The 23,792-nt window shown below is 71.5% G+C and carries 24 protein-coding genes; 6 read left to right on the top strand and 18 right to left on the bottom strand.

What is annotated here, in order from left to right:
- Window positions 1-91: 91 nt before the first annotated feature.
- The 7 genes from BMW67_RS02500 to BMW67_RS02470 form a co-directional block, all read right to left on the bottom strand.
- Window positions 92-1,237: an iron-containing alcohol dehydrogenase gene (locus BMW67_RS02500; protein ID WP_072748153.1), complete on the bottom strand. Its 1,146-nt coding sequence runs from the start codon at window positions 1,235-1,237 to the stop codon at window positions 92-94.
- Window positions 1,238-1,240: 3 nt separating this feature from the next.
- Entirely contained in the window at window positions 1,241-2,626 is a 1,386-nt protein-coding gene (locus BMW67_RS02495) for an aldehyde dehydrogenase family protein (protein WP_072748152.1), read from the bottom strand.
- 3 nt (window positions 2,627-2,629) lie between these two features.
- The gene (locus BMW67_RS02490) at window positions 2,630-3,997 is read right to left on the bottom strand and encodes a glutamine synthetase family protein (protein ID WP_072748151.1); all 1,368 of its coding nucleotides are present in this window, start codon (window positions 3,995-3,997) and stop codon (window positions 2,630-2,632) included.
- A gap of 88 nt (window positions 3,998-4,085) precedes the next feature.
- Window positions 4,086-5,132 (bottom strand): TRAP transporter substrate-binding protein, encoded by a 1,047-nt coding sequence (locus BMW67_RS02485; RefSeq protein ID WP_072748150.1) that lies wholly within the window; start codon window positions 5,130-5,132, stop codon window positions 4,086-4,088.
- 96 nt (window positions 5,133-5,228) lie between these two features.
- The gene (locus BMW67_RS02480) at window positions 5,229-6,551 is read right to left on the bottom strand and encodes a TRAP transporter large permease (protein WP_072748149.1); all 1,323 of its coding nucleotides are present in this window, start codon (window positions 6,549-6,551) and stop codon (window positions 5,229-5,231) included.
- A 1-nt stretch (window position 6,552) separates the two neighbouring features.
- Entirely contained in the window at window positions 6,553-7,059 is a 507-nt protein-coding gene (locus BMW67_RS02475) for a TRAP transporter small permease subunit (protein WP_083581539.1), read from the bottom strand.
- Between the two features lie 29 nt (window positions 7,060-7,088).
- Window positions 7,089-7,865, bottom strand: coding sequence for an N-formylglutamate amidohydrolase (locus BMW67_RS02470; RefSeq protein ID WP_072748147.1), 777 nt, complete (start codon window positions 7,863-7,865; stop codon window positions 7,089-7,091).
- A 146-nt stretch (window positions 7,866-8,011) separates the two neighbouring features.
- Here BMW67_RS02470 and BMW67_RS02465 point away from each other — a divergent pair, with 146 nt between their 5' ends.
- Window positions 8,012-8,884 (top strand): MurR/RpiR family transcriptional regulator, encoded by an 873-nt coding sequence (locus tag BMW67_RS02465; RefSeq protein ID WP_072748146.1) that lies wholly within the window; start codon window positions 8,012-8,014, stop codon window positions 8,882-8,884.
- Between the two features lie 4 nt (window positions 8,885-8,888).
- Here BMW67_RS02465 and BMW67_RS16130 read toward each other — a convergent pair whose 3' ends face one another.
- The 8 genes from BMW67_RS16130 to BMW67_RS02430 form a co-directional block, all read right to left on the bottom strand.
- Window positions 8,889-9,011 carry a hypothetical protein gene (locus BMW67_RS16130; protein ID WP_256598400.1) on the bottom strand — a complete coding sequence of 41 codons (123 nt, stop codon included), beginning with the start codon at window positions 9,009-9,011 and terminating at the stop codon, window positions 8,889-8,891.
- A gap of 26 nt (window positions 9,012-9,037) precedes the next feature.
- On the bottom strand, window positions 9,038-10,285 hold the full coding sequence (locus BMW67_RS02460; RefSeq protein ID WP_072748145.1) for a formate dehydrogenase subunit gamma: 1,248 nt from the start codon (window positions 10,283-10,285) through the stop codon (window positions 9,038-9,040).
- 94 nt (window positions 10,286-10,379) lie between these two features.
- On the bottom strand, window positions 10,380-10,988 hold the full coding sequence (gene fdh3B, locus BMW67_RS02455; protein ID WP_072748144.1) for a formate dehydrogenase FDH3 subunit beta: 609 nt from the start codon (window positions 10,986-10,988) through the stop codon (window positions 10,380-10,382).
- Window positions 10,989-11,003: 15 nt separating this feature from the next.
- Entirely contained in the window at window positions 11,004-13,904 is a 2,901-nt protein-coding gene (locus BMW67_RS02450) for a molybdopterin-dependent oxidoreductase (RefSeq protein ID WP_072748143.1), read from the bottom strand.
- 147 nt (window positions 13,905-14,051) lie between these two features.
- On the bottom strand, window positions 14,052-14,237 hold the full coding sequence (locus BMW67_RS02445; protein ID WP_072748142.1) for a hypothetical protein: 186 nt from the start codon (window positions 14,235-14,237) through the stop codon (window positions 14,052-14,054).
- A gap of 47 nt (window positions 14,238-14,284) precedes the next feature.
- Window positions 14,285-14,902, bottom strand: a complete 618-nt coding sequence (locus BMW67_RS02440) for a TorD/DmsD family molecular chaperone (protein WP_072748141.1) — start codon at window positions 14,900-14,902, stop codon at window positions 14,285-14,287.
- Window positions 14,903-15,121: 219 nt separating this feature from the next.
- Window positions 15,122-16,084 carry a DUF3306 domain-containing protein gene (locus BMW67_RS02435; protein WP_072748140.1) on the bottom strand — a complete coding sequence of 321 codons (963 nt, stop codon included), beginning with the start codon at window positions 16,082-16,084 and terminating at the stop codon, window positions 15,122-15,124.
- Window positions 16,081-16,662 carry a DUF3305 domain-containing protein gene (locus BMW67_RS02430; RefSeq protein WP_245728431.1) on the bottom strand — a complete coding sequence of 194 codons (582 nt, stop codon included), beginning with the start codon at window positions 16,660-16,662 and terminating at the stop codon, window positions 16,081-16,083. Before BMW67_RS02430 ends, BMW67_RS02435 begins: the two co-directional genes overlap by 4 nt.
- 132 nt (window positions 16,663-16,794) lie before the next feature.
- On the opposite strand from BMW67_RS02430, the gene BMW67_RS02425 reads away from it, so the two are divergent.
- Genes BMW67_RS02425 through BMW67_RS02405 form a run of 5 tightly spaced genes read left to right on the top strand, consistent with a single transcriptional unit; the run spans window position 16,795 to window position 21,475 of the window.
- Window positions 16,795-18,798, top strand: a complete 2,004-nt coding sequence (locus tag BMW67_RS02425) for a 4Fe-4S dicluster domain-containing protein (RefSeq protein ID WP_072748139.1) — start codon at window positions 16,795-16,797, stop codon at window positions 18,796-18,798.
- Between the two features lie 37 nt (window positions 18,799-18,835).
- Window positions 18,836-19,042: a DUF6494 family protein gene (locus BMW67_RS02420; protein ID WP_072748138.1), complete on the top strand. Its 207-nt coding sequence runs from the start codon at window positions 18,836-18,838 to the stop codon at window positions 19,040-19,042.
- 2 nt (window positions 19,043-19,044) lie between these two features.
- Window positions 19,045-20,289, top strand: a complete 1,245-nt coding sequence (locus BMW67_RS02415) for an Mrp/NBP35 family ATP-binding protein (protein WP_072748137.1) — start codon at window positions 19,045-19,047, stop codon at window positions 20,287-20,289.
- The gene (locus BMW67_RS02410) at window positions 20,286-20,990 is read left to right on the top strand and encodes a biotin/lipoate--protein ligase family protein (protein WP_072748136.1); all 705 of its coding nucleotides are present in this window, start codon (window positions 20,286-20,288) and stop codon (window positions 20,988-20,990) included. Before BMW67_RS02415 ends, BMW67_RS02410 begins: the two co-directional genes overlap by 4 nt.
- The gene (locus BMW67_RS02405; protein WP_072748135.1) at window positions 20,987-21,475 is read left to right on the top strand and encodes a DUF6505 family protein; all 489 of its coding nucleotides are present in this window, start codon (window positions 20,987-20,989) and stop codon (window positions 21,473-21,475) included. The genes BMW67_RS02410 and BMW67_RS02405 overlap by 4 nt, the downstream gene beginning before the upstream one ends.
- A 64-nt stretch (window positions 21,476-21,539) precedes the next feature.
- Here the strand turns inward: BMW67_RS02405 and BMW67_RS02400 are convergent, their stop codons facing one another.
- From BMW67_RS02400 to BMW67_RS02390, 3 genes are read right to left on the bottom strand one after another with little or no spacing between them, the layout of a single operon-like run.
- Window positions 21,540-22,277, bottom strand: a complete 738-nt coding sequence (locus BMW67_RS02400; protein ID WP_072748134.1) for an ABC transporter permease — start codon at window positions 22,275-22,277, stop codon at window positions 21,540-21,542.
- A gap of 1 nt (window position 22,278) precedes the next feature.
- Entirely contained in the window at window positions 22,279-22,962 is a 684-nt protein-coding gene (locus BMW67_RS02395; RefSeq protein WP_072748133.1) for an ABC transporter permease, read from the bottom strand.
- A gap of 60 nt (window positions 22,963-23,022) precedes the next feature.
- Window positions 23,023-23,784 (bottom strand): ABC transporter substrate-binding protein, encoded by a 762-nt coding sequence (locus tag BMW67_RS02390; protein ID WP_072748132.1) that lies wholly within the window; start codon window positions 23,782-23,784, stop codon window positions 23,023-23,025.
- Window positions 23,785-23,792: the final 8 nt, after the last annotated feature.

The following is a 23,792-nucleotide window of genomic DNA, read 5'->3' as shown; positions in this document are numbered from 1 at the left end:
CGCCCCGGCCGGCCGGAAAAGGCGCGCGGCGCGGTCGGCGCGCCCGCCGCCTGACCCAGCCGGGCCGCCGGCGGGCGCGCCGCAGACGGCCTCACCAGGCGGCGCGCAGCAGTTCGAGCGCGGCCTGCTCGGTCAGCTCGACCGGGTTGCCGCCCGCGCTCGGGTCCTTGACGGACATGGCGGCGATCTGGGCGAAGCTGTCCTCGGTCACGCCCAGCTCGCGCAGCCGCGCGGGCACGCCCAGATCGGCGCGCAGCCGCTCGAAGAACCGCACGAAGCCGTCGAAGCCGCCCTCGACGCCCAGATAGGCGGCGGCCTGGACGATGCGCTCTTCGATCGCGGGGCGGTTGAAGGCCATCACCGCCGGGATCAGCACCGCGTTGGTCGCCCCGTGATGGGTGTTGAACATGGCGCCGATCGGGTGCGAGAGCGCATGGACCGCGCCCAGCCCCTTCTGGAAGGCGACCGCGCCCATGGCCGCGGCGCTCATCATGTGGGCGCGGGCCTCGAGATCGCCGGGGGTGGCGTAGGCGCGGGGCAGCCACTCCTTGACCAGGCGCATGCCCTCGAGCGCGATGCCCTGGCTCATGGGATGGTAGAAGGGCGAGGAGAACGCCTCGAGGCAGTGCGCGAAGGCGTCGAGCCCCGTGCCGGCGGTGATGGCCGGCGGCATCGAGACGGTCAGCTCGGGGTCGCAGATCACCTGCGCGGGCAGCATGCGCGGGTGGAAGATGATCTTCTTCTCATGCGTGGCCGAGTTGGTGAGCACGCCCGCGCGCCCCACCTCGGACCCCGTGCCCGCCGTGGTCGGCACGGCCACGATCGGGGCGATGGCGTCGGCGTCGGCGCGCGACCACCAGTCGCCGATGTCCTCGAAATCCCAGACGGGGCGGGTCTGACCGGCCATGAAGGCGATCAGCTTGCCCAGGTCCAGCGCCGAGCCGCCGCCGAAGGCGACGACGCCGTCATGGCCGCCCTCGCGGAAGGCGGCGACGCCGGCGGCCAGGTTGCCCTCGTTCGGGTTGGGGTCCACCTGGCTGAACAGCGCGCGGCCCAGCCCCGCCGCGTCGAGCGCGTCGAGCGCGCGCGCGACGATGGGCAGCGGCGCGAGGCCGCGATCTGTGACCAGCAACGGACGGCGCATGCCCGCCGCCGCGCAGGCCTCGGGCAGCTCGGCGATGCGGCCGGCGCCGAAGCGGATCGCGGTCGGGTAGCTCCAGTTGGCGACGAGCTTCATGGCTCAGACCTTCTTCTTGAGGTGGTAGGATTTCGGACGCGTGAGGTTGTGGAACCCGATCACCGACAGCGCCCCGCCGCGGCCGGTGTCCTTGCAGCCGGTCCAGCACAGCGCGGGGTCGAGATAGTCGCAGCGGTTCATGAACACCGTGCCGGTGCGCAGCCGCTCGCCCACCCGCGCGGCGCGCGCCGCGTCGCGGGTCCAGAGCGAGGCGGTCAGCCCGTAGTCGCTGTCGTTCATCAGCGCCACGGCCTCGTCGTCGTTCTCGACCTTCATGATGCCGACGACGGGGCCGAAGCTTTCCTCGCGCATCACGCGCATCTGGTGGTTGACGTCGGTCAGCACCTGCGGCGCCAGATAGGTTCCGCCGTCATCCTCGGGGAACAGGGCCGGGTCGATATGGGCCTTCGCGCCCTGGGCCAGGGCCTCGGCGATCTGCTCGCGCACGGTGCGGGCCACGCGCAGATTCGCCATCGGGCCAAGAGTGGTGGCCTTGTCCAGCGGGTTGCCCAGCCGGTATCCCTTGACGATCTCGACCGCCTTCTCGACGAAGGCGTCGTAAAGCGGCGCGGCGACGTAGATGCGCTCGATGCCGCAGCAGCACTGGCCCGAGTTGAACATCGCCCCGTCGATCAGCCCCGCGGCCGCGGCGTCAAGGTCGGCGTCGTCCATCACATAGCCCGGATCCTTGCCGCCCAGCTCGAGCCCGAGCGGGGTGAAGGTGCCGGCGGCGGCGCGCTCGATGGCGCGGCCGGCCTCGACCGAGCCGGTGAAGTTCACGAAGTCGAAGCTGCGCGCGGCGATCAGCCCCTCGGTGGTCTCGTGGTCGAGGAAGAGGTTGACGAAGACATCCTCGGGCACGCCGGCCTGGTGGAAGGCCTCGGCCAGGCGCTCGCCGGCCAGAAGGGTTTGCGTGGCGTGCTTGAGCACCACCGCGTTGCCGGCCATCAGCGCCGGGGCAAGGGTGTTGATGGCGGTCAGATAGGGGTAGTTCCACGGCGCGATGACGAATACGACCCCGTGCGGCTCGCGGGCGATGCGGCGCTCGAAGGCGTCGGAGTTCTCGATCACGAGGGGGGCGAGCGCCTCGTCCGCGATCGAGGCCATGTAGGCCGCGCGCTCGCGCACGCCGCCGAACTCGCCGCCATAGCGCACGGGCCGGCCCATCATGTGGGCCAGCTCGACCACGAGGCGGTCGTTCATGCGGCCCAGATTCTCGACGCCCTTCATCACCAGCTCGACGCGCTCGGCCAGCGGGCGGGCGGCCCAGGCGGCCTGGGCGACGCGGGCCGCCTCGACGGCGTGCGCGGCCTGAACGGGGTCGGCGACGGGCCGCTCGGCATAGACCGAGCCGTCGATGGGCGAAATGCAGCGCAGGGTCTTGGTCATGGGTCAGGCTCTTTCGAATCCGCGGCGCAGCTCCCAGTCGGTCACCGCGCGGTCATGTTCCATCTGCTCCCAGCGGGCGGCGTGGACATAGTGGTCCACCACCGCGTCGCCGAAGGCTTCGCGCAGCAGCGCCGAGCGGTCCAGAAGCTCGGTCGCCTCGCGCAGCGTGCGGGGGATCTCGGCGACGTCCGCGCCGGCATAGGCGTCGCCGACATAGGGCGGCTCCAGTTCCATGTTCTTCTCGACTCCGTCAAGCCCCGCCGCGATCAGGGCCGCCATGGCCAGATGGGGGGTCAGATCGGCGCCGCCGATGCGGCACTCGACGCGCACGGCCTTGCTCGCCTCGCCGACCACGCGGAAGCCCGCGGTGCGGTTGTCCAGCGACCAGACGGTCTTGGTCGGCGCGAAGGTGCCGGGCGCGAAGCGCTTGTAGGAGTTGACGTGCGGCGCGAGGAAATAGGTGATCTCGCGCGCGTGGCGCAGCAGGCCGGCCAGCCAGGCGCGCATCAGCGCCGACATGCCGTGCGGCGCCTCGGGGTCGAAGAACAGCGGCTTGCCGTCCATGTCGACCAGCGACTGGTGGATGTGGCTGGAGTTGCCGGCGTGGCGGGCGCTCCACTTGGCCATGAAGGTGACGGCGTGACCCTTGGCCCAGGCGATCTCCTTGGCGCCGTTCTTGATGATGGCGTGCCGGTCGGCCATGGTCAGCGCGTCGGCGTAGCGGACGTTGATTTCCTCCTGCCCGGCGTCGGCCTCGCCCTTGGTGTTCTCGATCGGGATGTCGGCGCCGTAAAGCCCGTTGCGGATGGCGCGCATCACCGCCTCTTCCTTGGTGGTCTGGAAGATGTGGTAGTCCTCGTTGTAGGCGCTGATGGGCTCGAGCCCCACATGGCCGGCGGCCTGGGCCTGCTCGTAGCTCTGGCGGAACAGGAACAGCTCCAGCTCGGTGGCCATCATGGCGCGCATGCCCATGGCTTCGAGGCGCGCGACCTGCTTCTTGAGCATCGCGCGCGGCGAGTGGGGCACGGGCGCGTGGTCGTGGTGGTCGAGCACGTCGCAGATCACCAGCGCCGTGCCCTCGAGCCAGGGAACGCGGCGCAGCGTGTCGAGATCGGGCTTCATGACGTAGTCGCCATAGCCCGACTCCCACGAGGTGGCCTTGTAGCCCTCGACGGTGGACATCTCGAGGTCGGTGGCCAGCAGGTAGTTGCACGAATGCGTCTCCTCCCAGGCGGAGTCGACGAAATGGCGCGCGTGGAAGCGCTTGCCCATCAGGCGGCCCTGCATGTCCACCTGCGCGGCGAGAACGGTGTCGATCTCGCCCGTTTCGGTCAGCGCGCGAAGCTCGTCCAGTGTGAGTTTGCCAGGCATGGGCGTGTCGTCCTTCGTTCTCGTCGCGGCGCCGCCCCCGGCGCGCGGCGGCGGCGGGGGCGGCGGATGATCGGCCTTGGCGGGCCGCTCAGTCGTAGCGGTAGGGGCGGCCGGCCTTGGCCATGACCTCGTTGTATTCCTTGAAGATCTGCACCACGCGGGCCGCGCGCGGCGAGGTCTGGGCGATCTCGTCCCAGAACTTGTGCGCCTCGGCCTCGACCTTGGCCCATTCCTCGTCCGGGATGGTGGTCAGCTGCATCTTCTTGCCATGCACGCGCAGCTTGGCCTCGCCGCCCCAATACCAGTGCTGGCGGTAGTAGTGCGAGCTGTCCATGCACACGCGGAACAGCGCCTTGAGGTGCTCGGGCAGCTCGTTCCAGCGTTCTTCGTTGGCGAAGTAGCTGCCGATCCACGCGCCCGAGATGTTGTTGGTCAGGAAGTAGTCGGTCACGTCGGCCCAGCCGACGGTGTAGTCCTCGGTGATGCCCGACCAGGCGATGCCGTCAAGCTCGCCGGTCTGCACGGCGACCTCGACGTCCTCCCAGGGCAGCGTCACGGGCACGACGCCGAAACGCGACAGGAAGCGGCCCGCGGTCGGGAAGGTGAACACGCGCAGCCCCTCCAGATCCTTGAGCGAGCGGATGGGCTTCTTGGTGGCGAAGTGGCACGGGTCCCAGGCGCCGGCCGACAGCCACTTGACGCCCTCGACCTCGTCATAGGCCTCTTCCCAGATCTCCTTGAGGCCGTATTGCTCGAACAGCACCGGCACGTCCAGCGAGTAGCGCGTGGCGAAGGGGAAGTAGCCGCCGAACACGCTCACATCCGTCGGCGCTGCGATCGAGTCGTCGTCCGACTGCACCGCGTCCACCAGCCCGCGCTGCATGGCGCGGAACAGCTCGCCCGTGGGCACCAGCTGGTCGGCGTAGTAGAGCTGGATCTCCATCTCGCCGTTGGCGATCTTGTTGAACATGTCGATCGACGGCTTGATGACGTGCTGCGCCAGCGCCGGGCCGGCATAGGTCTGAAGGCGCCACACGATCTTCGACTGCCCGTGAACGGCGGGGGCGGCCAGCGCGCCGGCGCCCGCGGCCGCGCCGACGGCGGTGGTGCGGAGGAAATCTCGTCTCGTCGTCATGGTCGTTTTCCCTGTCTGAGGGGCCCTCGGGCCCGGTTTGCGCCCGCCTTGTGCGCCGGCGGGTCTTGTGGTTGTCGCTCGCCCCATCCTTCGGCCTCAGCGCCCGTAATGCTGCTCGGGCAGCCAGAGGGCGATCTGCGGGAACATCATCACCAGCGCCAGCGCCAGGATCATCACCCCCACGAAGGGAATGATCGAGGCGTAGATGTCCCGCAGCCGCACCTCGGGCGGCGCCATGGCGCGCATCAGGAACAGGTTGTAGCCGAAGGGCGGGGTCATGTAGGCGATCTGGCAGGTGATGGTGTAGAGCACGCCATACCACACCAGGTCGAAGCCCAGCGCCTTGACCAGCGGCACATAGAGCGGCGCGACGATGACCAGCATGGCCGTGTCGTCCAGGAACGTGCCCATGAGCAGGAAGCTCAGCTGCATCAGGATCAGCACTTCCCACGGGCCAAGGCCCAGATCCTGCAGGAAGAAGCCCTCTATGGCCCGCACCGCGCCCAGCCCGTCGAACACCGCGCCGAAGCACAGCGCCGCCAGGATGATCCACATGAACATGCAGGTCACGCCAAGGCTCTTTTGCAGGATCACGCCCATGACCTGCCGGTTGAGCCGGCCCTTGGCCAGCGCCGCCAGCGTCGCCGCCAGCGCGCCCACGGCCGAGCTTTCGACCAGGCTGGTGTAGCCCATCAGGAACAGCCCGGTCATCGAGAAGAAGATCGCCAGAGGCGTGATGCCCGCGCGCAGCAGGCGCAGCTTGTCGGCCAGCGGCATGGCGCGCTCTTCGGGCGGCAGGGCCGGCCCCAGCGCCGGGTTCAGCCTGCAGCGCACGACGATGTAAAGGATGAACAGCCCCGCCATCATCAGGCCGGGGAACACCCCCGCCAGCCACAGCTGCCCCACCGGCTGGCGGGCGATCATGCCGTAAAGCACCAGAACCACCGAGGGCGGCACCAGGATGCCAAGGCTCGATCCCGCCTGAATCACCCCCGTGACCATGCGCTTGTCATAGCCGCGGCGCAAAAGCTCGGGCAGGGCGATGGTCGCGCCGATGGCCATGCCCGCCACCGACAGCCCGTTCATGGCCGAGATGGCCACCATCAGCACGATGGTCCCGATCGCCAGCCCGCCCGACAGGCCGCCGAACCAGACGTGGAAGGCCTCGTAAAGGTCGTCGGCGATGCGGCTTTCGGACAGGACGTAGCCCATGTAGATGAAAAGCGGCAGCGTCAGCAGCGGATACCACTTCATCAGCTTCATCGCCGCCGAGAAGGCGAACTCGGCCCCGCCGTCGCCGTAAAGGAACAGCGCCGACAGCGCGCCCACCGCTCCGATGGCCGCGAACACGCGCTGCCCGGTCAGCAGCATGACCATCATCGAGGCGAACATGGTCGTGGCGATCAGCTCGTAGGACATGTCAGAGCTCCTCGCCGCGCAGCTTGGCGACGTCCTTGAACAGCAACGCGAAGGCCTGGAGCAGCATCAGGAAGATGCCGATGCAGGCCACGATCTTGATCGGCGCCATGTAGGGCGCCCAGGACGAGTAGCTGCGCTCGCCATATTTCAGCGCATAGGCGGTCGAGGACAGGCCGCCATAGAACAGCAGCGCCAGATAGGCGATCAGGAACAGCACGGTGAAGCTGTCCATCCACGCCTTCGCACGGTCCGACAGCGCGCCGTAGAGCAGGTCCATGCGCACATGCTCGCCCGCCTGCAGCGACCACGGGCCGCCCAGGATGTAGTAGGCGACCATGGTGAACTGCGCCATTTCCAGCGTCCAGTTCGCCGGCATGAAGAAGGCCTTCGAGATCGAGGACCACAGCAGGATGCCCATCAGCGCAAAGATCAGCAGCATCGCGAAGCGGCCGATCGCGGCGTTGACCGCATCGACGGCGCGGACGTAGCGGCGGATCATGTCGGGCATGGCGCGGCTCCTGCTTCGGTCATCGGTCGTCATCGGTCGTCATCGGTTGCGCTTGGCGCCAGGCGCGCAAGCGCGTCGCGCAGCGCGCCCGAGAGGAGCTCGGCCATGGCGCGCTGGGATTGGGCGTCGGCGATCAGGTCGTTGCGGATCTCGATCATCACATTCGCCAGACCGCGGGGCAGGGCGTGGGCGCGCAAGGTGTGGGTCACGCCGTCCTGCGGGCCGTAGGGCCGGTTGCGCGCCGCCGGGGCGCCGGCCGCGTCCAGCGCGGCCAGAAGGGCGTCGGCCAGGCGCGCATCCTCGTCATGCAGCACGCCCAGACGCACGTCGCGCGGCCGGCCCATCCAGACGGGCGTGAAGCTGTGCACCGTGACCAGCGCGGCGGGCGCGCGCGCGTCAAGCATCGCGCCCAGCGCGTCGCGGAACGGCTCGTAGATGCGGCGCGTGCGGTCGGCGCGCGCCTCGGGGGTCAGGTTCTCGTTGCCGGGAATGCGGAATCGCTCGACCTGCGCGGGCATGGCGCCGGGCGCCTCGGGCGGGCGGTTGCAATCGTAGATCAGGCGCGACACCCGGCCCGCCACCAGCGGCGCATCCAGGATGCGCGACATCTCCTCGGCCACGGCCAGCGCGCCGGGGTCCCACGCGGCGTGGCTGAGCCGCGCCTCGGGCGCAAGGCCCATGTCGCCGAACTCGGGCGGTATCCGCGGCGAGGCATGCTCGCACGCCAGGACGACGGGTCCGAGGCCGTCCGCGTTGCGGACAAGGGGCGCGTAGACGGGCTTGGACTGGGGCGCGGCGGCGTGCATCGTCTGTCTCCTCGGGTTCGAGCATTCCAGAACCGCCGCGCCAGTCAACCAATTTTTGTAAGAAATGTTTCGCGCCGCTTCATTCTGGCGCATACTTTACACCAAGGGGGCGCAAGGGGCCGCGCCCCGAACAAGCGGAGGCGCCCATGGCGGCCGACGACAGGACCGTGGCCGAAAGGCTGCGCGCCCGTTTCGAGGATCTGACCCGCGCCGAGCGCCAGCTGGCCGACGCCATGCTGCGCGACTATCCGATGCTGGGTCTGGGCAGCATCACCGCGCTGGCCGAGGCGGCGCATGTGTCCTCGCCCACGGTGGTGCGGCTGGCGCGCAAGCTGGGCTATGGCGGCTTTTCCGATCTTCAGGCGGCGCTGCGCGACGAGCTGCAGGCCACCATCTCGAACCCCATCGCCCGCCACGACCGCTGGGCCGAGGACGCGCCCGCGGCCCATGCGCTGAACCGTTTCGCGGATGTGGCGCTGAGCAACATGCGCCAGACGATCAGCAGCATCGACCCGGCCGATTTCGACGCCGCCGCGGCGCTGCTCGCGGACCGCAGGCGCGCGGTGTTCGTCACCGGGGGGCGCATCTCGCACGCGCTGGCCGACTACCTTTACACCCATCTGCAGGTGATCCGCGCGCGCGTGACGCTGGCGCCCGGCCATGGCGCGACCTGGCCGCACCACGCGCTCGAGATCCGCGCGGGCGACGTGCTGATGATGTTCGACATGCGCCGCTACGAGCGCGACCTGCTGCGCTTCGCCGAGGCGGCGTCCGAGGCCGGGGCGCAGATCGTGCTCATCACCGATCAGTGGGGCTCGCCCATCGCCAAGCTGGCCGCGCACAGCTTCCACGCCCGCATCGAGGCCCCCTCGGCGTGGGATTCGAACGTGGCGCCCATGGTGCTGGTCGAGGCGCTTCTGGCCGCGGTCGAGGCGCGCGACTGGGACGACACGCGCGAGCGCATGCGCCGGCTCGAGGCGCTGTTCGACCGCAGCCGCACCTTCCGCAAGTTCACCTGAGGGCTCAGAGCCGCACGGCCTGGCTTGCGGTGCGTTCGGCCGCGCTCCAGCCCATGGCGTGCAGGGCGCGGTCCGCGGCGATGGCGATGACGATCATGGCCGCCAGGGCGGCGAGAAAGGCGCGCATGGTCATGCTCCTTGCGATCGCGTCGGTCAGCCTTGCCCGGCCGGGGCCGAAGGCGCGGGCGCCTTGCCCTGCGCCTCGAGCTCGGCCAGCCACAGATTGTGATGCTCGGCCGCCCAGTTGCGGTCCACCTCGCCCGAGCCCATGGCCTCGAACCCGCCCTCCATGCCGATCGTGCCGATGTAGATGTGCGCCAGGATGATGGTCGTCAGCCCCAGCGCCACGATGGCGTGCCAGATGCTGGCCAGCTGCATTTCCTCATGCGGGGCCAGCTGCGTGGGCAGGCCGGCGTCGAACCCCGCCAGCGCGGCCAGGTCGTTGATGTGCGCGAAGGTGGCGGCGAAAAGCGGCAGCTCGAAGGGGAACAGCAGCGACAGGCCCGAGACCGCCAGCGAGGCGCCCAGCACCACCACCGACCAGAAGATCAGCTTCTGCCCGGCGTTGAACTTGCGCGAGGGCGGATGGCCGCCCCCGAAGAACCCGCCGCCCATGGCCAGCCATTTCAGATCGTGCCGGTTGGGCAGGTTCTGCCCGACCCACATGACGAACACCATGACCAGGCCCGCCATGAAGGCCCAGGCGACGTTGTTGTGGGCCCATTTGCCCGCGGCCGCCAGGGCGGCGAAGGCCTCCTTGCCCATCAGCGGGATGAGCGCCGGGCGGCCGTAGGTGACCATCAGTCCGGTCAGCGCCAGCACGATGAAGCTGCTGGCCAGCAGCCAGTGGGCGAAACGCTCGACGCCGGCGAAGCGGCGCACCTTGACGCCCGAGCGGCCGCCCTCGATGCGGATCGGGCCGCGCAGCAGGTAGAAGACCGCCAGCAGCGCCAGCATGCCGCCCATCGCCCACAGCCCGTATTCGCGCAGCGGCCCGTTGCGCGCCGCCAGCCAGCGCATGCCGCCGTCCTGCACCAGCACCCGATCGACCGGGCGCCGGGTCGAGACCGTGACCTCGGCCGTGCCGAAGCGCAGGGCGCGCCATACATCCGCATCCGACGCCCCGCCCAGCGTGCCGAGCGGCGCGCGCATGCCCATGGGCGGCGGCAGATCGAGGGGCGGGTTGGCGGCGCGCCGCCGCTCGACCGCCGCGCGGTCGCCGGCCTGTCGGCGCAGGATGTCCTCGAGCGTCTGGGACGTGGGCGCGGGCGGCGCCGGCGCCACGACGGCCTCGGCGCGCGCCGCCCCGTTCGGCGCCGGCGCGGCGGCCAAGAGCAGCGCCGCGCCAAGCGCAAGCGTCAGCCGCGCGACGGCGCGGCGGATCTGGCTGCAAGAGATCATGCGCAGGTCTCCGGGTCCTGGCCGCTGGGGCCGGTGCAGAATTCCACGCCGCGGGGGCGGGCGCGCCGCCCCCGCGGATCGGCCGCGGCGGCGCTCAGCCGCCCTTGAGTCCGTAGGCCGTTCCCCAGCCCCAGGCGCCCGAGCCGAAGCCGCGGGCGACGACGCGCTCGCGGTAGATGGCGGACACCTCGTCGCCGTCGCCGGCGAGCAGGGCCTTGGTCGAGCACATCTCGGCGCAGATGGGCAGCTTGCCCTCGGCGATGCGGTTGCGCCCGTATTTCTGGAACTCGGCCTGCGAGTTGTCCTCTTCGGGGCCGCCGTTGCAGAAGGTGCACTTGTCCATCTTGCCGCGCGAGCCGAAGTTGCCCGCCTGCGGATATTGCGGCGCGCCGAAGGGGCACGCGTAGAAGCAATAGCCGCAGCCGATGCACAGATCCTTCGAGTGCAGCACCACCCCGTCCTCGGTCTGGTAGAAGCAGTCGACGGGGCAGACCGCCATGCACGGCGCATCCGAGCAGTGCATGCAGGCGACCGAGATCGAGCGCTCGCCCGGCTTGCCGTCGTTGATGGTGACCACGCGCCGGCGGTTGATGCCCCAGGGCACCTCATGCTCGTTCTTGCAGGCGGTCACGCAGGCGTTGCATTCGATGCACCGCTCGGCGTCGCACAGGAACTTGGCCCGCGCCTTTCCTCCGAGTGCCATGTCTGACGTCCTCCCTTATGCCGCCCAGATCTTGCACAGCGTCGCCTTGGTCTCCTGCATCTGGGTGACCGAGTCGTAGCCGTAGGTCTGCGCCGTGTTGGTGGATTCGCCGAGCACATAGGGGTCGGCGCCCTTGGGGTATTTCGATCTGCGGTCCTCGCCCTGGAACCAGCCGCCGAAGTGGAACGGCATGAAGGCGACGCCGGCGCCCACGCGCTCGGTGACCATGGCCTTGACCTTGACCTTGCCGCCCTCGGGGCCCTCGACCCACACCATCTGACCGTCGCGGATGCCCAGGTCGTTGGCGTCGCGGGTGTTGACCTCGACGAACATGTCCTGCTGCAGCTCGGCCAGCCAGGGGTTCGAGCGGGTCTCGTCGCCGCCGCCCTCGTATTCCACCAGGCGCCCCGAGGTGAGGATGATCGGGTAGTCCTTCGAGAAGTCCTTCTTCTGGATCGACGCGTAGAGCGTCGGCAGACGGTAGAACTTGCGGTCCTCGTAGGTCGGATAGTCGGCCACGAGGTCGCGCCGGTTGGTGTAGAGCGGCTCGCGATGCAGCGGCACCGGGTCGGGGAAGGTCCAGACCACGGCGCGGGCCTTGGCGTTGCCGAAGGGCGCGCACTCGTGCTTGATCGCCACGCGCTGGATGCCGCCCGACAGGTCGGTCTTCCAGTTGGTCTTGTCGCCGGCGATGCCTTCGATGACCGCGCGCTCCTGATCCGTCAGGTCCTTGTCCCAGCCCAGCTCCTTGAGCATGGCCATGGTGAACTCGGGATAGCCGTCGCGGATCTCGGACCCGGCCGAGTAGACGCCCTCGGCCAGCAGGCTCTGGCCGTCGCGCTCGACCCCGAAGCGGGCGCGGAAGGTCAGGCCGCCCTTGCTGACGGGCTTGGACATGTCATACAGGATCGGCGTGCCCGGATGGCCCATCTCGGGCGTGCCCCAGCACGGCCAGGGCAGGCCGTAATACTCGCCGTCATTGGGCCCGCCCACCGCCTGAAGCGTGGTCCGGTCGAAGGTGTGCTGGTTCTGCATGTGCGAGCGCAGGCGCTCGGGCGACTGGCCGGTGTAGCCGATGGTCCACATGCCGCGGTTGAACTCGCGGGTGATGTCCTCGACCTTGGGCTCGGGGCCGCGGTCGGTCTCCTGCACCTCGATGTTGCGGAACAGCCGGTCGGCGAAGCCGAACTTGCGCGCGAACATCGCCATGATGGTGTGGTCGGGCCGGCTTTCGAACAGCGGATCGACGACCTTCTCGCGCCACTGGATCGAGCGGTTCGACGCGGTGACCGAGCCGTAGGTCTCGAACTGGGTGCAGGCGGGCAGCAGGTAGACGCCGTCCTTGCGGTCGTGCAGCACGGCCGAGACGGTGGGGTAGGGATCGACCACCACCATCAGGTCCAGCTTCTCCATCGCCTTCTTCATCTCGGGAAGGCGGGTCTGCGAGTTGGGGGCGTGGCCCCACAGGACCATGGCGCGGACGTTGTCGGGCTGGTCGATATTCTCCTTGGCCTCGAGCACGCCGTCGATCCAGCGCGAAACCGGGATGCCGGTCTCGTTCATCAGCGGCTTGTCCTTGCCGTCCTTGCCCTTGAGCGTGGCGAAGCGCGACTTGAGCCAGTCCAGATCCTCGCCCCACACGCGCGCCCAGTGCGCCCAGGCGCCGGCCGACAGGCCGTAATAGCCCGGCAGGGTGTGGCTGAGCACGCCAAGGTCCGTCGCGCCCTGCACGTTGTCATGGCCGCGGAAGATGTTCGTGCCGCCGCCGGCCGTGCCCATGTTGCCCAGCGCCAGCTGCAGGATGCAGTAGGCGCGGGTGTTGTTGTTGCCGTTGGTGTGCTGCGTGCCGCCCATGCACCAGATGACGGTGCCGGGCCGGTTGTTGACCAGCGTGCGCGCCACGCGCTCGAGCTGCGCGCCGGGCACGCCGGTGACGCGCTCGGTCTCGGCCGGGTTCCACTTGGCCACCTCGGCGCGGATCTGGTCCATGCCCCACACGCGGGTGCGGATGAACTCCTTGTCCTCCCAGCCGTTCTCGAAGATGTGCCAGAGGATGCCCCAGACCAGCGCCACGTCCGAGCCCGGGCGGAAGCGGACGTATTCGTCGGCATGCGCGGCGGTGCGGGTGAAGCGCGGATCGCACACGATCAGCGGCGCGTTGTTGCGCTCCTTCGCGCGCAGGATGTGCAGCAGCGAGACCGGGTGCGCCTCGGCCGGGTTGCCGCCGATGACGAAGATGGCCTTCGAGTTGTGGATGTCGTTGTAGGAGTTGGTCATCGCGCCATACCCCCACGTGTTCGCGACGCCCGCGACCGTGGTGGAGTGGCAGATCCGCGCCTGGTGATCGACGTTGTTCGTGCCCCAGTAGGCGGCGAACTTGCGGAACAGGTAGGCCTGCTCGTTCGAGTGCTTGGCCGAACCCAGCCAGTAGACGCTGTCGGGGCCGCTCTTCTCGCGGATCTCCAGCATCTTGTCGCCGATCTCGTTGATGGCCTCGTCCCAGCTGATGCGGACCCACTCGCCGTCCACCAGCTTGGTGGGATATTTCAGCCGGCGCTCGCCATGGGCGTGCTCGCGCACCGAGGCGCCCTTGGCGCAATGGGCGCCCATGTTGAAGGGGCTGTCCCAGCCGGGCTCCTGCCCGACCCAGACGCCGCTCTGCACCTCGGCGACCACCGTGCAGCCGACCGAGCAGTGGGTGCAGACGGACTTGATGATCTCGACGTTGTCGGCCGCGGACTGCGCGCGCGCGCGCGTCACGCCGGCGCCCGTGGCGCCCAGCGCCGCCAGGCCGCCGACCGCCAGACCCGAGCCGCGCAGGAAGCTGCGGCGGTCGATGGATTTCGATGCGATGCGCGACAGGACCGATGCGGCGCGGGGGCCTTGCGCAACCCCGTCGCTCTTTTTCCTGAGCATGGTTCTCTCCCTTGGCTTGACCTTCCTGCGGAAGGCTTGGCTTGCCGGCGCGCGCCCCGCGTCGCCGGAGCGCCCGGCCCGCGGGCGTCGGGGCCTTTCGCAACCCTTCGCCGCGTCAGCGGGCCGGACGGATGAGCGCGGGCGCGCTCAGAAACGCGCCGAGCGCAGGTATTTCTCGACGTGTTCGGTCCGGCGCAGCCCGGCCGGCGCCTTGGCGGGCGCGGCGGCCTTTGCTGCGGCGGGGGCGACCACGGCCGCGGCGGCGGCCGGCGCGGCCGCCCCCGCCAGCTTCAGGAAGTCGCGCCTGGTCGCGGCGGCGTCTTTCTTGCTCATCCTTTCCTCCCATCATGAACCGCGGCGAGCGGTCCGGTTTCGCGCGCTCAGCCCTCGAGGCGGAAGGCCTCGCGCTCGATCTGCATGAAGGTGCGGCCCAGAAGGCCCACCGGCGCATAGAGCGCCGACGACTCGGCGCCCTCGAGATCGGTGAAGAAGTGTTCGGCCCAGGGGGCCAGATGCGCGTTGAAGAAGTCGCGCTGCGTGCGCAGATCGGCCGGCGCGCCATAGGCGCCGCGGATCAGGCCCGCCATCATCTCGCACAGCGAGGCGATGTTGTCCTCGGGCTCGAACACGCCCTCGGCGCGGGCGATGCCCAGACGGGTCATGTCCGCGCGCAGCCGCGCCAGCGGCTTTTCGTTCAGGAACCCCGTCGTGTAATACGAGCCATAGGGCAGCAGCTCGCCCCGGCCGACGCCGATGAACAGGGCGTCGAACTCGCGCCGGGCCGAGGTTTCGGTCGCCGCGCGCGCAAGACGGGCCAGCGCCGTCACGGCGCGGCCCACGGGGGTGTCGTCGCCCTCGAGCCCGGCGGCGCGGTCCAGAAGATCGCGCGAGGGGGGACGCGCCAGCAGCGCGGCGAGAAAGCCGTAGAGGTCCGCGCGCAGCAAATCCTCGGGCGCGGGGGCGTGCGGCGTCTGCGCGGTTTGGCCGGATGTCGACATGTCCTCCCCAGGCGTCGGTTTCAGGCAGCATCCAGTAAGCGCCAGGCGCGCCGCAATGTCGATCCGTTCGATGGTCGGATGAGGGACGTTTTCATCAGGCGGCGCCCCGCCTCGCGCGGCGGACTCGCGCGGCGGACTTGCGCGGCGGACTTGCGCGGCGGACTTGCGTGGCGGACTTGCGTGGCGGACTTGCGTGGCGGACTCGGGCGGCGGGGCGGGTCAGCCGCGGGGGTCGGCGCCGCCCGGCTCGTCGTCGAAGACGAAGCGCATGCGCGGGCGCGGCCGGGCCGGCGTCGCGTCGCGGGCGGCGTCGAAGCGCGCGGGGGCGCCGCCGGCGGCGGCGGCGTCGGCTGCAGCGTCGTCGGCCGAGGCGCCATGGGCGGGGGCGGTTCTTGCGGCGTCGGATCGGGCCAGGCCCGCCGCCGGGCCCGAGTCCGGCGCGGGCCGGGGCGCGAGGGTCGCATCCGCCGGCTGCCGCGCGGCCCGAGAGGGCGCGTCATCGCGCGCGTCATCGCGCGCGTCATCGCGCGCGTCGTCGGGCGCGTCGTCATGTGCATGGCGGGGCGAGACGGCGCGCCCGGCGGCGTCGCCTGAAGCGGGCGCGGTCTCGGGCTCCGACCCGGGGGCGGCCGCGCCCGCCTCGGCGGCCGGGCGCGGGTCTTGCCGCGGCGCCTCGGGCGAGTCGCTCTCCCACGCCGCGGCAAGCCCCTTGCCGACCTGGTAGATCGTGGAGACCGCGCCGGCGCCCACGGCCCGGTCGGTGAAATCCTCGGCGTAGTCGAGCAGTCCGTCCGGGGCGCCCAGGCCCGGCTTGGCCCGCCACAGCGCGCGCAGCGCGCGCCTGCGCAGCGATTCGGGCGCGTCGGCGCGCAGGAAGGCCGAGAAATCGCCCTCGGGGCCCAGCGTTTCCGGGGCGGGCAGGTTCAGGCGGGCCAGGGCCTCTTCGTCGCTTTCCTCGCGCCCGGGCGCGCCGGCCTCGCCGCCTTCGGGGGCGGGCCGGGCGCCGGGCGAGCGGGCCTGAGGCGTTGGCGCGGCCTCGGGCGGCGCGGGGTGTGCGGGGCCCTCGGCGCGTTCGGCGGGGGGCGCGGGCGGCTTGGCCTCGCGCGGGGCGGCGGCGCGGCGTTTGCGCGCCGACCAGCGGGCCAGGAACCCGTCGGGGCGGTCGCTGTCGGGCGGGGTCATTCGCTTTCGTCTCCTGGGGTCAGGCGGGGCTTGACCTGCGCGGGCGCGCGGTAGACGTCGGCGGGCTGGCGGATGCGCGGATCGCCCACGCCCTGCGCGGCGCCGGCCGGGCGCGCCTTGTCGCGGCGGCGCTTGACGAAGGGCGTCTCGCGGTGATGCGCGGCGCAGAAGGCGCGCACGAACTCGGCCAGCGCCGGGGGCATGGGCGCCGGCTCGACCAGCTCGTCGCCGCCGTCCTGGTGGTCCTGCGCCTCGTAGGCCGAGGCGGTGACCGCATGCACGCGCCACTCATGCGGGGCGTCGGGGTCCTCTTCGGGGCGCAGGATCACGAAAGCCGTCGGCTGGGCCATGTTCAGCGAGACCATGTAGGCCTCGGCGTCGGCGCGGTGCAGCTCCATGTCCACCGTGGCCGCATGGTATTCGACCGCCTCGCCCTCGCGCCGCAGCTCGCGCCAATCGGCCGGGCCGGCGCCGGGCAGGAGCGCCGCGACGCGCCAGTTCCAGCGCGCCCAGCGGGTGGCGCCGGGGGTGCGGCGCAGGACGACGCCGACGGGAATGGTGGCGGCGGGCGTGGTCAATTTTCCATCCTCCGGCGGGCGCGGGGCGTTTGCGCCCTTGCCGCGGCGGGCTGCGCGGCTAGGCTGCGGGTCGAGGATAGCCGGTTCGGCGCGCCTGTCCATGGGGCGCCGCAGCGAAAGGGAGAGGACCGCATGCCCCAGTTCGACGCCTTGCTTGTGTGCGACTGCGCGGGCAGCATGAGGCTGAACCCCGACGCGCTGGCCGACGCGGCCGGCGTGCCGCGCGAGCGCACGCGGGCATGCTCGCGCCTGTGCACGGCCGAGCTGGACGCGGCGCGCGAGGCGCTCGGGAGCGGCGCGACGCTGATCGCCTGCGGCCAGATGGCGGGCCTGTTCCACGATCTGGCGGCCGAGCTGGGCGCGGAGGAGCGGCTGACCTGCGTCGACATCCGCGATCGCGCCGGCTGGACCGATGCGGGCGATCCCACGCCCAAGCAGGCCGCCTTGCTGGCCGAGGCCGCCCTGGACGCGCCGCCCATGCCGGCGATGGACGTGCGCTCGGACGGCGTGTGCCTGGTGCTGGCCGGCGCCCGCCCCGAACCCGCGCTCGAGGCCGCGCGGCTTCTGGCGCCGAGCCTGTCGGTGACCGTGATCGCCGAGGCCGCGCCCGATCTAGCCGCCCCGCCCGAGGGGTTCGAGCTGGCGCTGGGGCGGCTGCGCGCGGCGCGCGGCGCGCTGGGCGGGTTCGAGGTGACGATCGACGGGTTCGCGCCGCTCGATCCCGCCGGGCGCGGCGCGCCGCGTTTCGGCCAGCCGCGCGACGGCGCCCGCTCGGGCTGCGACGTGATCGTGGACCTGCGCGGTGGTGCGCCGGCCTTTCCCGCGCCCGACAAGCGCGACGGCTATGTGCGCGTCGATCCGGCCGAGCCGGGCGCCGCGGCGCGCGCGGCCCTGGAGGCGGGGCAGCTGCGCGGCGAGTTCGAGAAGACCCTGCACATCCGCTTCGACCCGATGCTCTGCGCCTACTCGCGCGCGCGCAAGCCGGGCTGCTCGCGCTGTCTCGAGGTCTGCCCGACCGGCGCCATCCAGCCCGCCGGCGACGCGGTCTCGATCGATCCGATGGTCTGCGCGGGCTGCGGCGCATGCGCGGCGGTCTGTCCCTCGGGGGCGGCCAGCTACGACGCGCCCCCCGTCGCCCATCTTTTCGCGCGGCTGCGCACGCTGGCCTCGGCCTGGCGCGCCGCGGCGGGGCCGGGGGGCGGCGCGCCGCGGGTCCTGTTTCACGACGCCTGGGGCGCCGAGATGATCGCCCTGTCGGCCCGCTTCGGCCGCGGCCTGCCGGCCGACGTGATCCCGGTCGAGGTTCCCGAGGTCGAAGGCGTGGGACATGCCGAGCTGATGGCGGCGCTGGGCTCGGGCTTCGCGCAGGCGCTGATCCTGGCCGGCCCGCGGACCGAGCGCGCGGCGCTTGCGCCGCAGCTGGCGCTGACCCGCGCCCTGCTGCGCGGCGCGCGAAGCGACGAGGAGCGCGCGGGGCTGATCGAACCGGCCGACCCCGACGCGCTCGAGGCCGCGCTGCGCGCCCCCGCGCCGCCGCCGCATGGCGCGGCGCCGATCATGGCGCTGGGCGGCCGGCGCGAGGTCGCGCGCCTTGCCGTCGCCGCCCTTGCGGGCGATCCGCCGCCCGAGCCTTTCGCCCTGCCCGCGGGCGCGCCCTATGGCGCGGTCGAGGTGAACGCCGACGCCTGCACGCTGTGCCTCGCATGCGTGTCGCTGTGCCCGGTCGGCGCGCTGGGCGACAATCCCGACCGCCCGCAGCTGCGCTTTCAGGAGGCCGCGTGCCTGCAATGCGGCATCTGCGCCGCGACCTGTCCCGAATCGGCCATCACGCTGGTTCCGCGCTTCGACCCGCGCCCGCAGGCCCTGTCGGCAAGGGTGCTGCACGAGGAGGAACCCTTCGAATGCGTCGAGTGCGGCAAGCCCTTCGGCGTGCGCTCGACCATCGAGCGGATCGCGGCCCGGCTCGAAGGCAAGCACTGGCTCTACGCCAACCCCGAGGCCGGGCGGATGATCCGCATGTGCGACGATTGCCGCGTGCGCGCGCAGTTCCACGCCAGGGACAACCCCTTTGCGCTGGGCGCGCCGCGCCGCCCGCGCACCACCGACGACTATCTGTCCGCCGATGACGAGGACTGAGCGCCCGCCATCCCCGACCCCCGAGCAAGGAGGCTCCATGACCGAAGACAGCTTCGACACGTCCCTGCGCAAGTTTCTCAAGACCGTCGGCGTCACCTCGCAGCAGCGCATCGAGCAGGCCGTGCGCGAGGCCCGCGCGCGCGGCCAGCTGCCGCCGGCGCTGCGCGCGCGCATGACGCTGCGCGTCGAGGAGCTGGGCCTTGAGCACGTCGTCGAGGGCGAGATTCGTCTGGACGAGGCATGAGCATGTCCGCCGACCGACCCGAATCCCGCCCCGACGATGCGGCCTTGCGCGAGGCGGCGCTGCAGGCGCTGTCGCGCGTGGCCGACCCGGCCGACGGAACCGACCTCGTATCCGCCGGGCGCGTGCAGGGGCTGAGCGTGCGCGACGCCGTCGCCCGCTTCGCCATCGAGGCCGATCCCGCCCGCGCCGCCGCGCTCGAGCCGCTGCGCCGCGCCGCCGAAGAGGCCGTGCGCGCCGTTCCGGGAATGGCGGGCGCGCTGGCCGTGCTGACCGCGCATGCCGAACCCGGCGCCGCCCGCCCCGCGCCCTCCGCGGCCGCGCCCCGTCCCGCCGCGCCCCGTCCCGCCGCGCCCGATCCCGCCGCGTCTCGACCGGCCGCCGCGTCCGCCTCGGCCCCGCCGCCCGACCTGCGCGGCGCGCGTCCCGATGCGCGCGCCCCGGCGCAGGCGCCCGGCCCCGCGCCCATGCCCGGCGTCGGCGCGGTGGTGGCGGTGGCCTCGGGCAAGGGCGGCGTCGGCAAGTCCACCGTCGCGGCCAACCTCGCCGTCGCGCTGGCGGCGCGCGGGTTGCGCGTGGGGCTGCTGGACGCCGACGTCTACGGCCCCAGCCAGCCGCGCATGCTGGGCGTGTCGGGCCGGCCCTCGAGCCCGGACGGCAAGACGATCCTGCCGCTGCGCAATCATGGCGTGACGATGATGTCCATCGGCCTGATGACCCCCGAGGACCAGGCCGTGATCTGGCGCGGCCCCATGCTGATGGGCGCGTTGCAGCAGATGCTGGGGCAGGTGGCCTGGGGGCGGCTCGACGTTCTGCTGGTGGACCTGCCGCCGGGCACGGGCGACGTGCAGATGACCCTGTGCCAGAAGGTGCGCGTGGCCGGCGCGGTGATCGTCTCGACCCCCCAGGACATCGCGCTGATCGACGCGCGCAAGGGCATCGACATGTTCCGCCGCATGCAGGTCCCCATCCTTGGCGTGATCGAGAACATGGCCGCCTTCGTGTGCGACGGCTGCGGCAAGGTGCACCACCCCTTCGGCCATGGCGGCGCGCGCGCCGAGGCCGAGAAGCTGGGCGCGCCCTTCCTGGGCGAGATCCCGCTCGACCTGGCGATCCGCACGGCCGCCGACGGCGGCGCGCCGATCGTCGTCCAGGCCCCCGAAAGCCCGCAGGCGCGCGCCTTCGCCAATGTCGCCGCTGCGCTGGCCGATGCGTTGCGCGATCCGGCCGGCGCGCCGGAGGGCGCATGAGCGCGCCGCTCTTCCCGCCGCTCTTGCGCGGCGAGGCGGTGCGCGCCGGCATCGACCCGCTGGGCAAGGCCATGGCGGCGGGCATGCTGGGCGCGGATCCGGGGCTTGTGGTCTGGTCCGAGGACCCGGACGCGCTGGATGCGGCGGTGCTGCTGGCGCCCGAGATGCCGCTGCGCCAGGCGGCGGGGGCGGCCTTCGCCGTCATGCTGGGCTTCGCCGACGCGCTGGGCGCGCTGGCCCCGCCCGAGGTGGCGGTGCATTTCGACTGGCCCTTCGGGCTGCGCGTCAACGGCGCCGCCTGCGGGCGGGTGCGCGCGGCGGCGGGCGGGGCCGATCCCGACCGGGCGCCCGACTGGCTGGCGCTGGCGCTGCGCGCGCCGCTGCGGCTGCGCGGGCGCGAGCCGGGCGAGGATCCCGCCGTCACGGCGCTGGCCGAGGAGGGCTGCGCCGAGCTGACCGCGCCGCAGCTGCTCGAAAGCTGGTCGCGGCACTTCCTGGTCTGGCTGAACCGCTTCGTCGATGACGGCATGCCCCCTCTTCACGCCGCCTGGCGCGGGCGCTGCGAGGCCATCGGCGGCGCGGTCGAGAGCCCGGCGCGGGGGCTGTTCCTGGGGCTTGACGAGGATGGTGGCATGATCTTGCGCGAAGGCGCGGCGACGCGGATCATACCCCTGACCGACATGATGGAGCCCGAGCGATGAGCCCCGATCCGACCCTCAAGCTGGCGCGCACCCTGCGCCTTGACGACAGCGACGCGCTGGTGTTCGAGCGCCCGGCCGAGCCGTTCGAATGGGCGATCTCGGGGGCGTTCGAGTTCTCGAACTGGACCGAGGCCGACCTTGCGGGCAAGCGCCGCCAGGCCTTCGCCAATGGCTGGCTGGGGCTCGAGTCCTTCGGCCGCGCGACGCTGGTCGCGGTGACGGCGATCTCGCCGGCCGAGTATGACGCGCTGATCGAGCGGCTGAGCGCGCATTTCGTCGAGCGCTACGGCGCGCCCGACCTCGAGGCCGCGCGCGGCCCCGCGCGCGAAGAGCTCGAGCACATGCGCGCCATGTGCGAGGACCAGCCCGACAACGCCATCCTGACCGTCTCGCGCGAGCTGGTCCCGGCCGGCGTCAAGGAAAGCTTCCGCGTCATCCCCCCGCGCGAGGCGGGGCTTGAAAGCTTCGCCGTCCACGGCGGCTGACCGCGGCGAGCATCCCCGCCGCGGCCCCGCGCGGCATCGGCCCCCGCCGCGGCCCCGCGCGGCATCAGCCGACGATGGTCGGCGCGCCCAGATGCGCCCCCTGCGCCGCCGCTTCCTCGCGCGCGGGCAGAAGGTGGCGCATGTAGCGCCGCTCGATCAGGCGGAACAGCCCGACCAGCGCGAAGGTGATGGCCATGTAGAGCAGCGCCGCGGTCACGAAGCCCTCATAGGCCACGTAATACTTGGCGTTGAGCGTGCGCCCCGCGCCCAGGATGTCCTGGATGGTGATGACCGAGGCGACCACCGATCCGTGCAGCATGAACACGATCTCGTTCATGTATTGCGGCGCGGCGCGGCGCAGCGCCGAGGGCAGCAGGATCAGCCAGGTGATCTGGCGCGGCGTGAAGCCCAGCGCCGCGGCGGCCTCGAGCTCGCCGCGCGGTGTCGTCTGGAAGGCGCCGCGCAGGATCTCGGTCGCATAGGCGCCCGAATTGAGCGAGAAGGCGATCAGCGCGCACCACCACGCCTCGCGCAGAATGCTCCAGGCCCAGCTTTCGCGCACGAAGTCGAACTGCGCCAGGCCGTAATAGATCAGATAGGTCTGCACCAGCAGCGGCGTGCCCCGAAAGACATAGGCGTAGCCCGCCGCCAGCCGCCAGCCCGGCGACTTGCGCCAGATCGCCAGCGCGCAGGGCAGGGCGATGAAGAAGCCCGCGCCGACGGACAGAAACGTCAGGACCAGCGTCGTCCACACCCCGGTGGCGAACAGGTCCCAGTGCTTGAGCGGCAGCCAGATGTCCATCTCAGCGCCCCTGCCCAAGGTTCAGCCGCGCCTCGGCGCGCGCCAGCAGCGCGTTCGAGACCGAGGTGATGGCCAGATAGACCAGGATCACCGCCAGGAAGAAGGTGAAGGGCTCGCGCGTCGATTTCGCCGCCTTGTCCGCAAGGCCGACCAGATCGTCCAGCCCGATCACCGACACCACCGCCGTGGATTTCACCAGCACCTGCCAGACATTGCCGTAGCCGGGCAGGGCGAAGCGCGCCATCTGCGGCCCGGTCACCGTCCAGAGCGTGGCCAGCGGCCGCATGCCCAGCGCCTTGGCGGCCTCGGCCTGGCCGCGCGGGACGGTCAGGTAGGCGCCGCGGAAGGTCTCTGTCAGATAGCCGCCATAGATGACCCCGATCGACAGGACGCCGGCCCAGAATTTCGAGATCTCGACATAGTCCCAGCCCAGCGCGCCGCCGATGTCGTTCGCCAGCCGCTGGCCGCCGAAATAGACCAGCAGGATCAGAACCAGGTCGGGCACGCCGCGGATCAGCGTCGTGTAGGCGGCCGCCAGCGCGCGCGCGACGGCGCCGCCGGCCAGCTTGGCCGCGGCGCCCAGCGCGCCCAGCGTCGTGGCCAGGGCCATCGAGGCCAGCGCAAGCGCGATGGTGACGAGCGCGCCGCGTCCAAGCAGCGGCGCGTAGGCGATGAGCGCGTCCATGTCGGGCTTCTCGCTGAAGGGAAGGCGCCGGGCCGCGGCCCGGCGCCTTCGAGCGCGGCGTCAGCCGCCGTAGATGTCGTAGTCGAAATACTTGTGCATGATCTCGTCATACTTGCCCGACTCGCGCAGGCGCTTGATGGCCTTGGACCACTCGTCCTTCATCGGGTCGCCCTTGCGCACGCCGATGCCGGCGCCCTCGCCGTGATACTTGGGCACCGAGTAGGCCGGGCCGACGAATTCGAAGTCCTTGCCCGCCTCGGTCTTGAGGAAGCCGTCGTCGATGGCCACGCTGTCGGCCATGAGCGCGTCGACGCGCCCGGCGGCCAGGTCAAGATAGGCCTCGTCCTGCGTGCCGTAGAGCTTGAGCTCGACGCCGGGGAACTCGCCTTCCATGAAATCCTGGTGGATGGTGCCGCGCTGCACGCCCACCACCTTGCCCTTCAGGCCCTCGGGGGTGAACTCGATGTTCGCGCCCTTGCGCGCCACGAAGCGGGCGGGGGTGTTGTAATACTTGTCCGAGAAGTCGATGACCTTCTGGCGCTCGGGCGTGATCGACATCGAGGCGATGATGGCGTCGCACTTGCGCTCGAGCAGGGCGGGGATGATGCCGTCCCACTCGGTCTTGACCAGTTCGCAGGTCTTGCCCATCTCGTCGCACAGGGCCTTGGCGATGTCGATGTCGAAGCCCTTGAGCTCGCCCGAGGGGGTGGTTTCGGAGAAGGGCGGGTAGGCGCCCTCGACGCAGATGCGCAGATCCGCGGCGCCGGCGGCGCCGGTCAGAAGGCCGAACGCGGCCAGGGCCGCGGCGATGGTGTTCTTCATTGGGGAAG

Source organism: Oceanicella actignis (assembly GCF_900111545.1).
Taxonomy (GTDB): Bacteria; Pseudomonadota; Alphaproteobacteria; order Rhodobacterales; family Rhodobacteraceae; genus Oceanicella; species Oceanicella actignis.
Note: the sequence above shows the minus strand (reverse complement) of the source record. Positions and strands in the feature narration are given on the sequence as shown.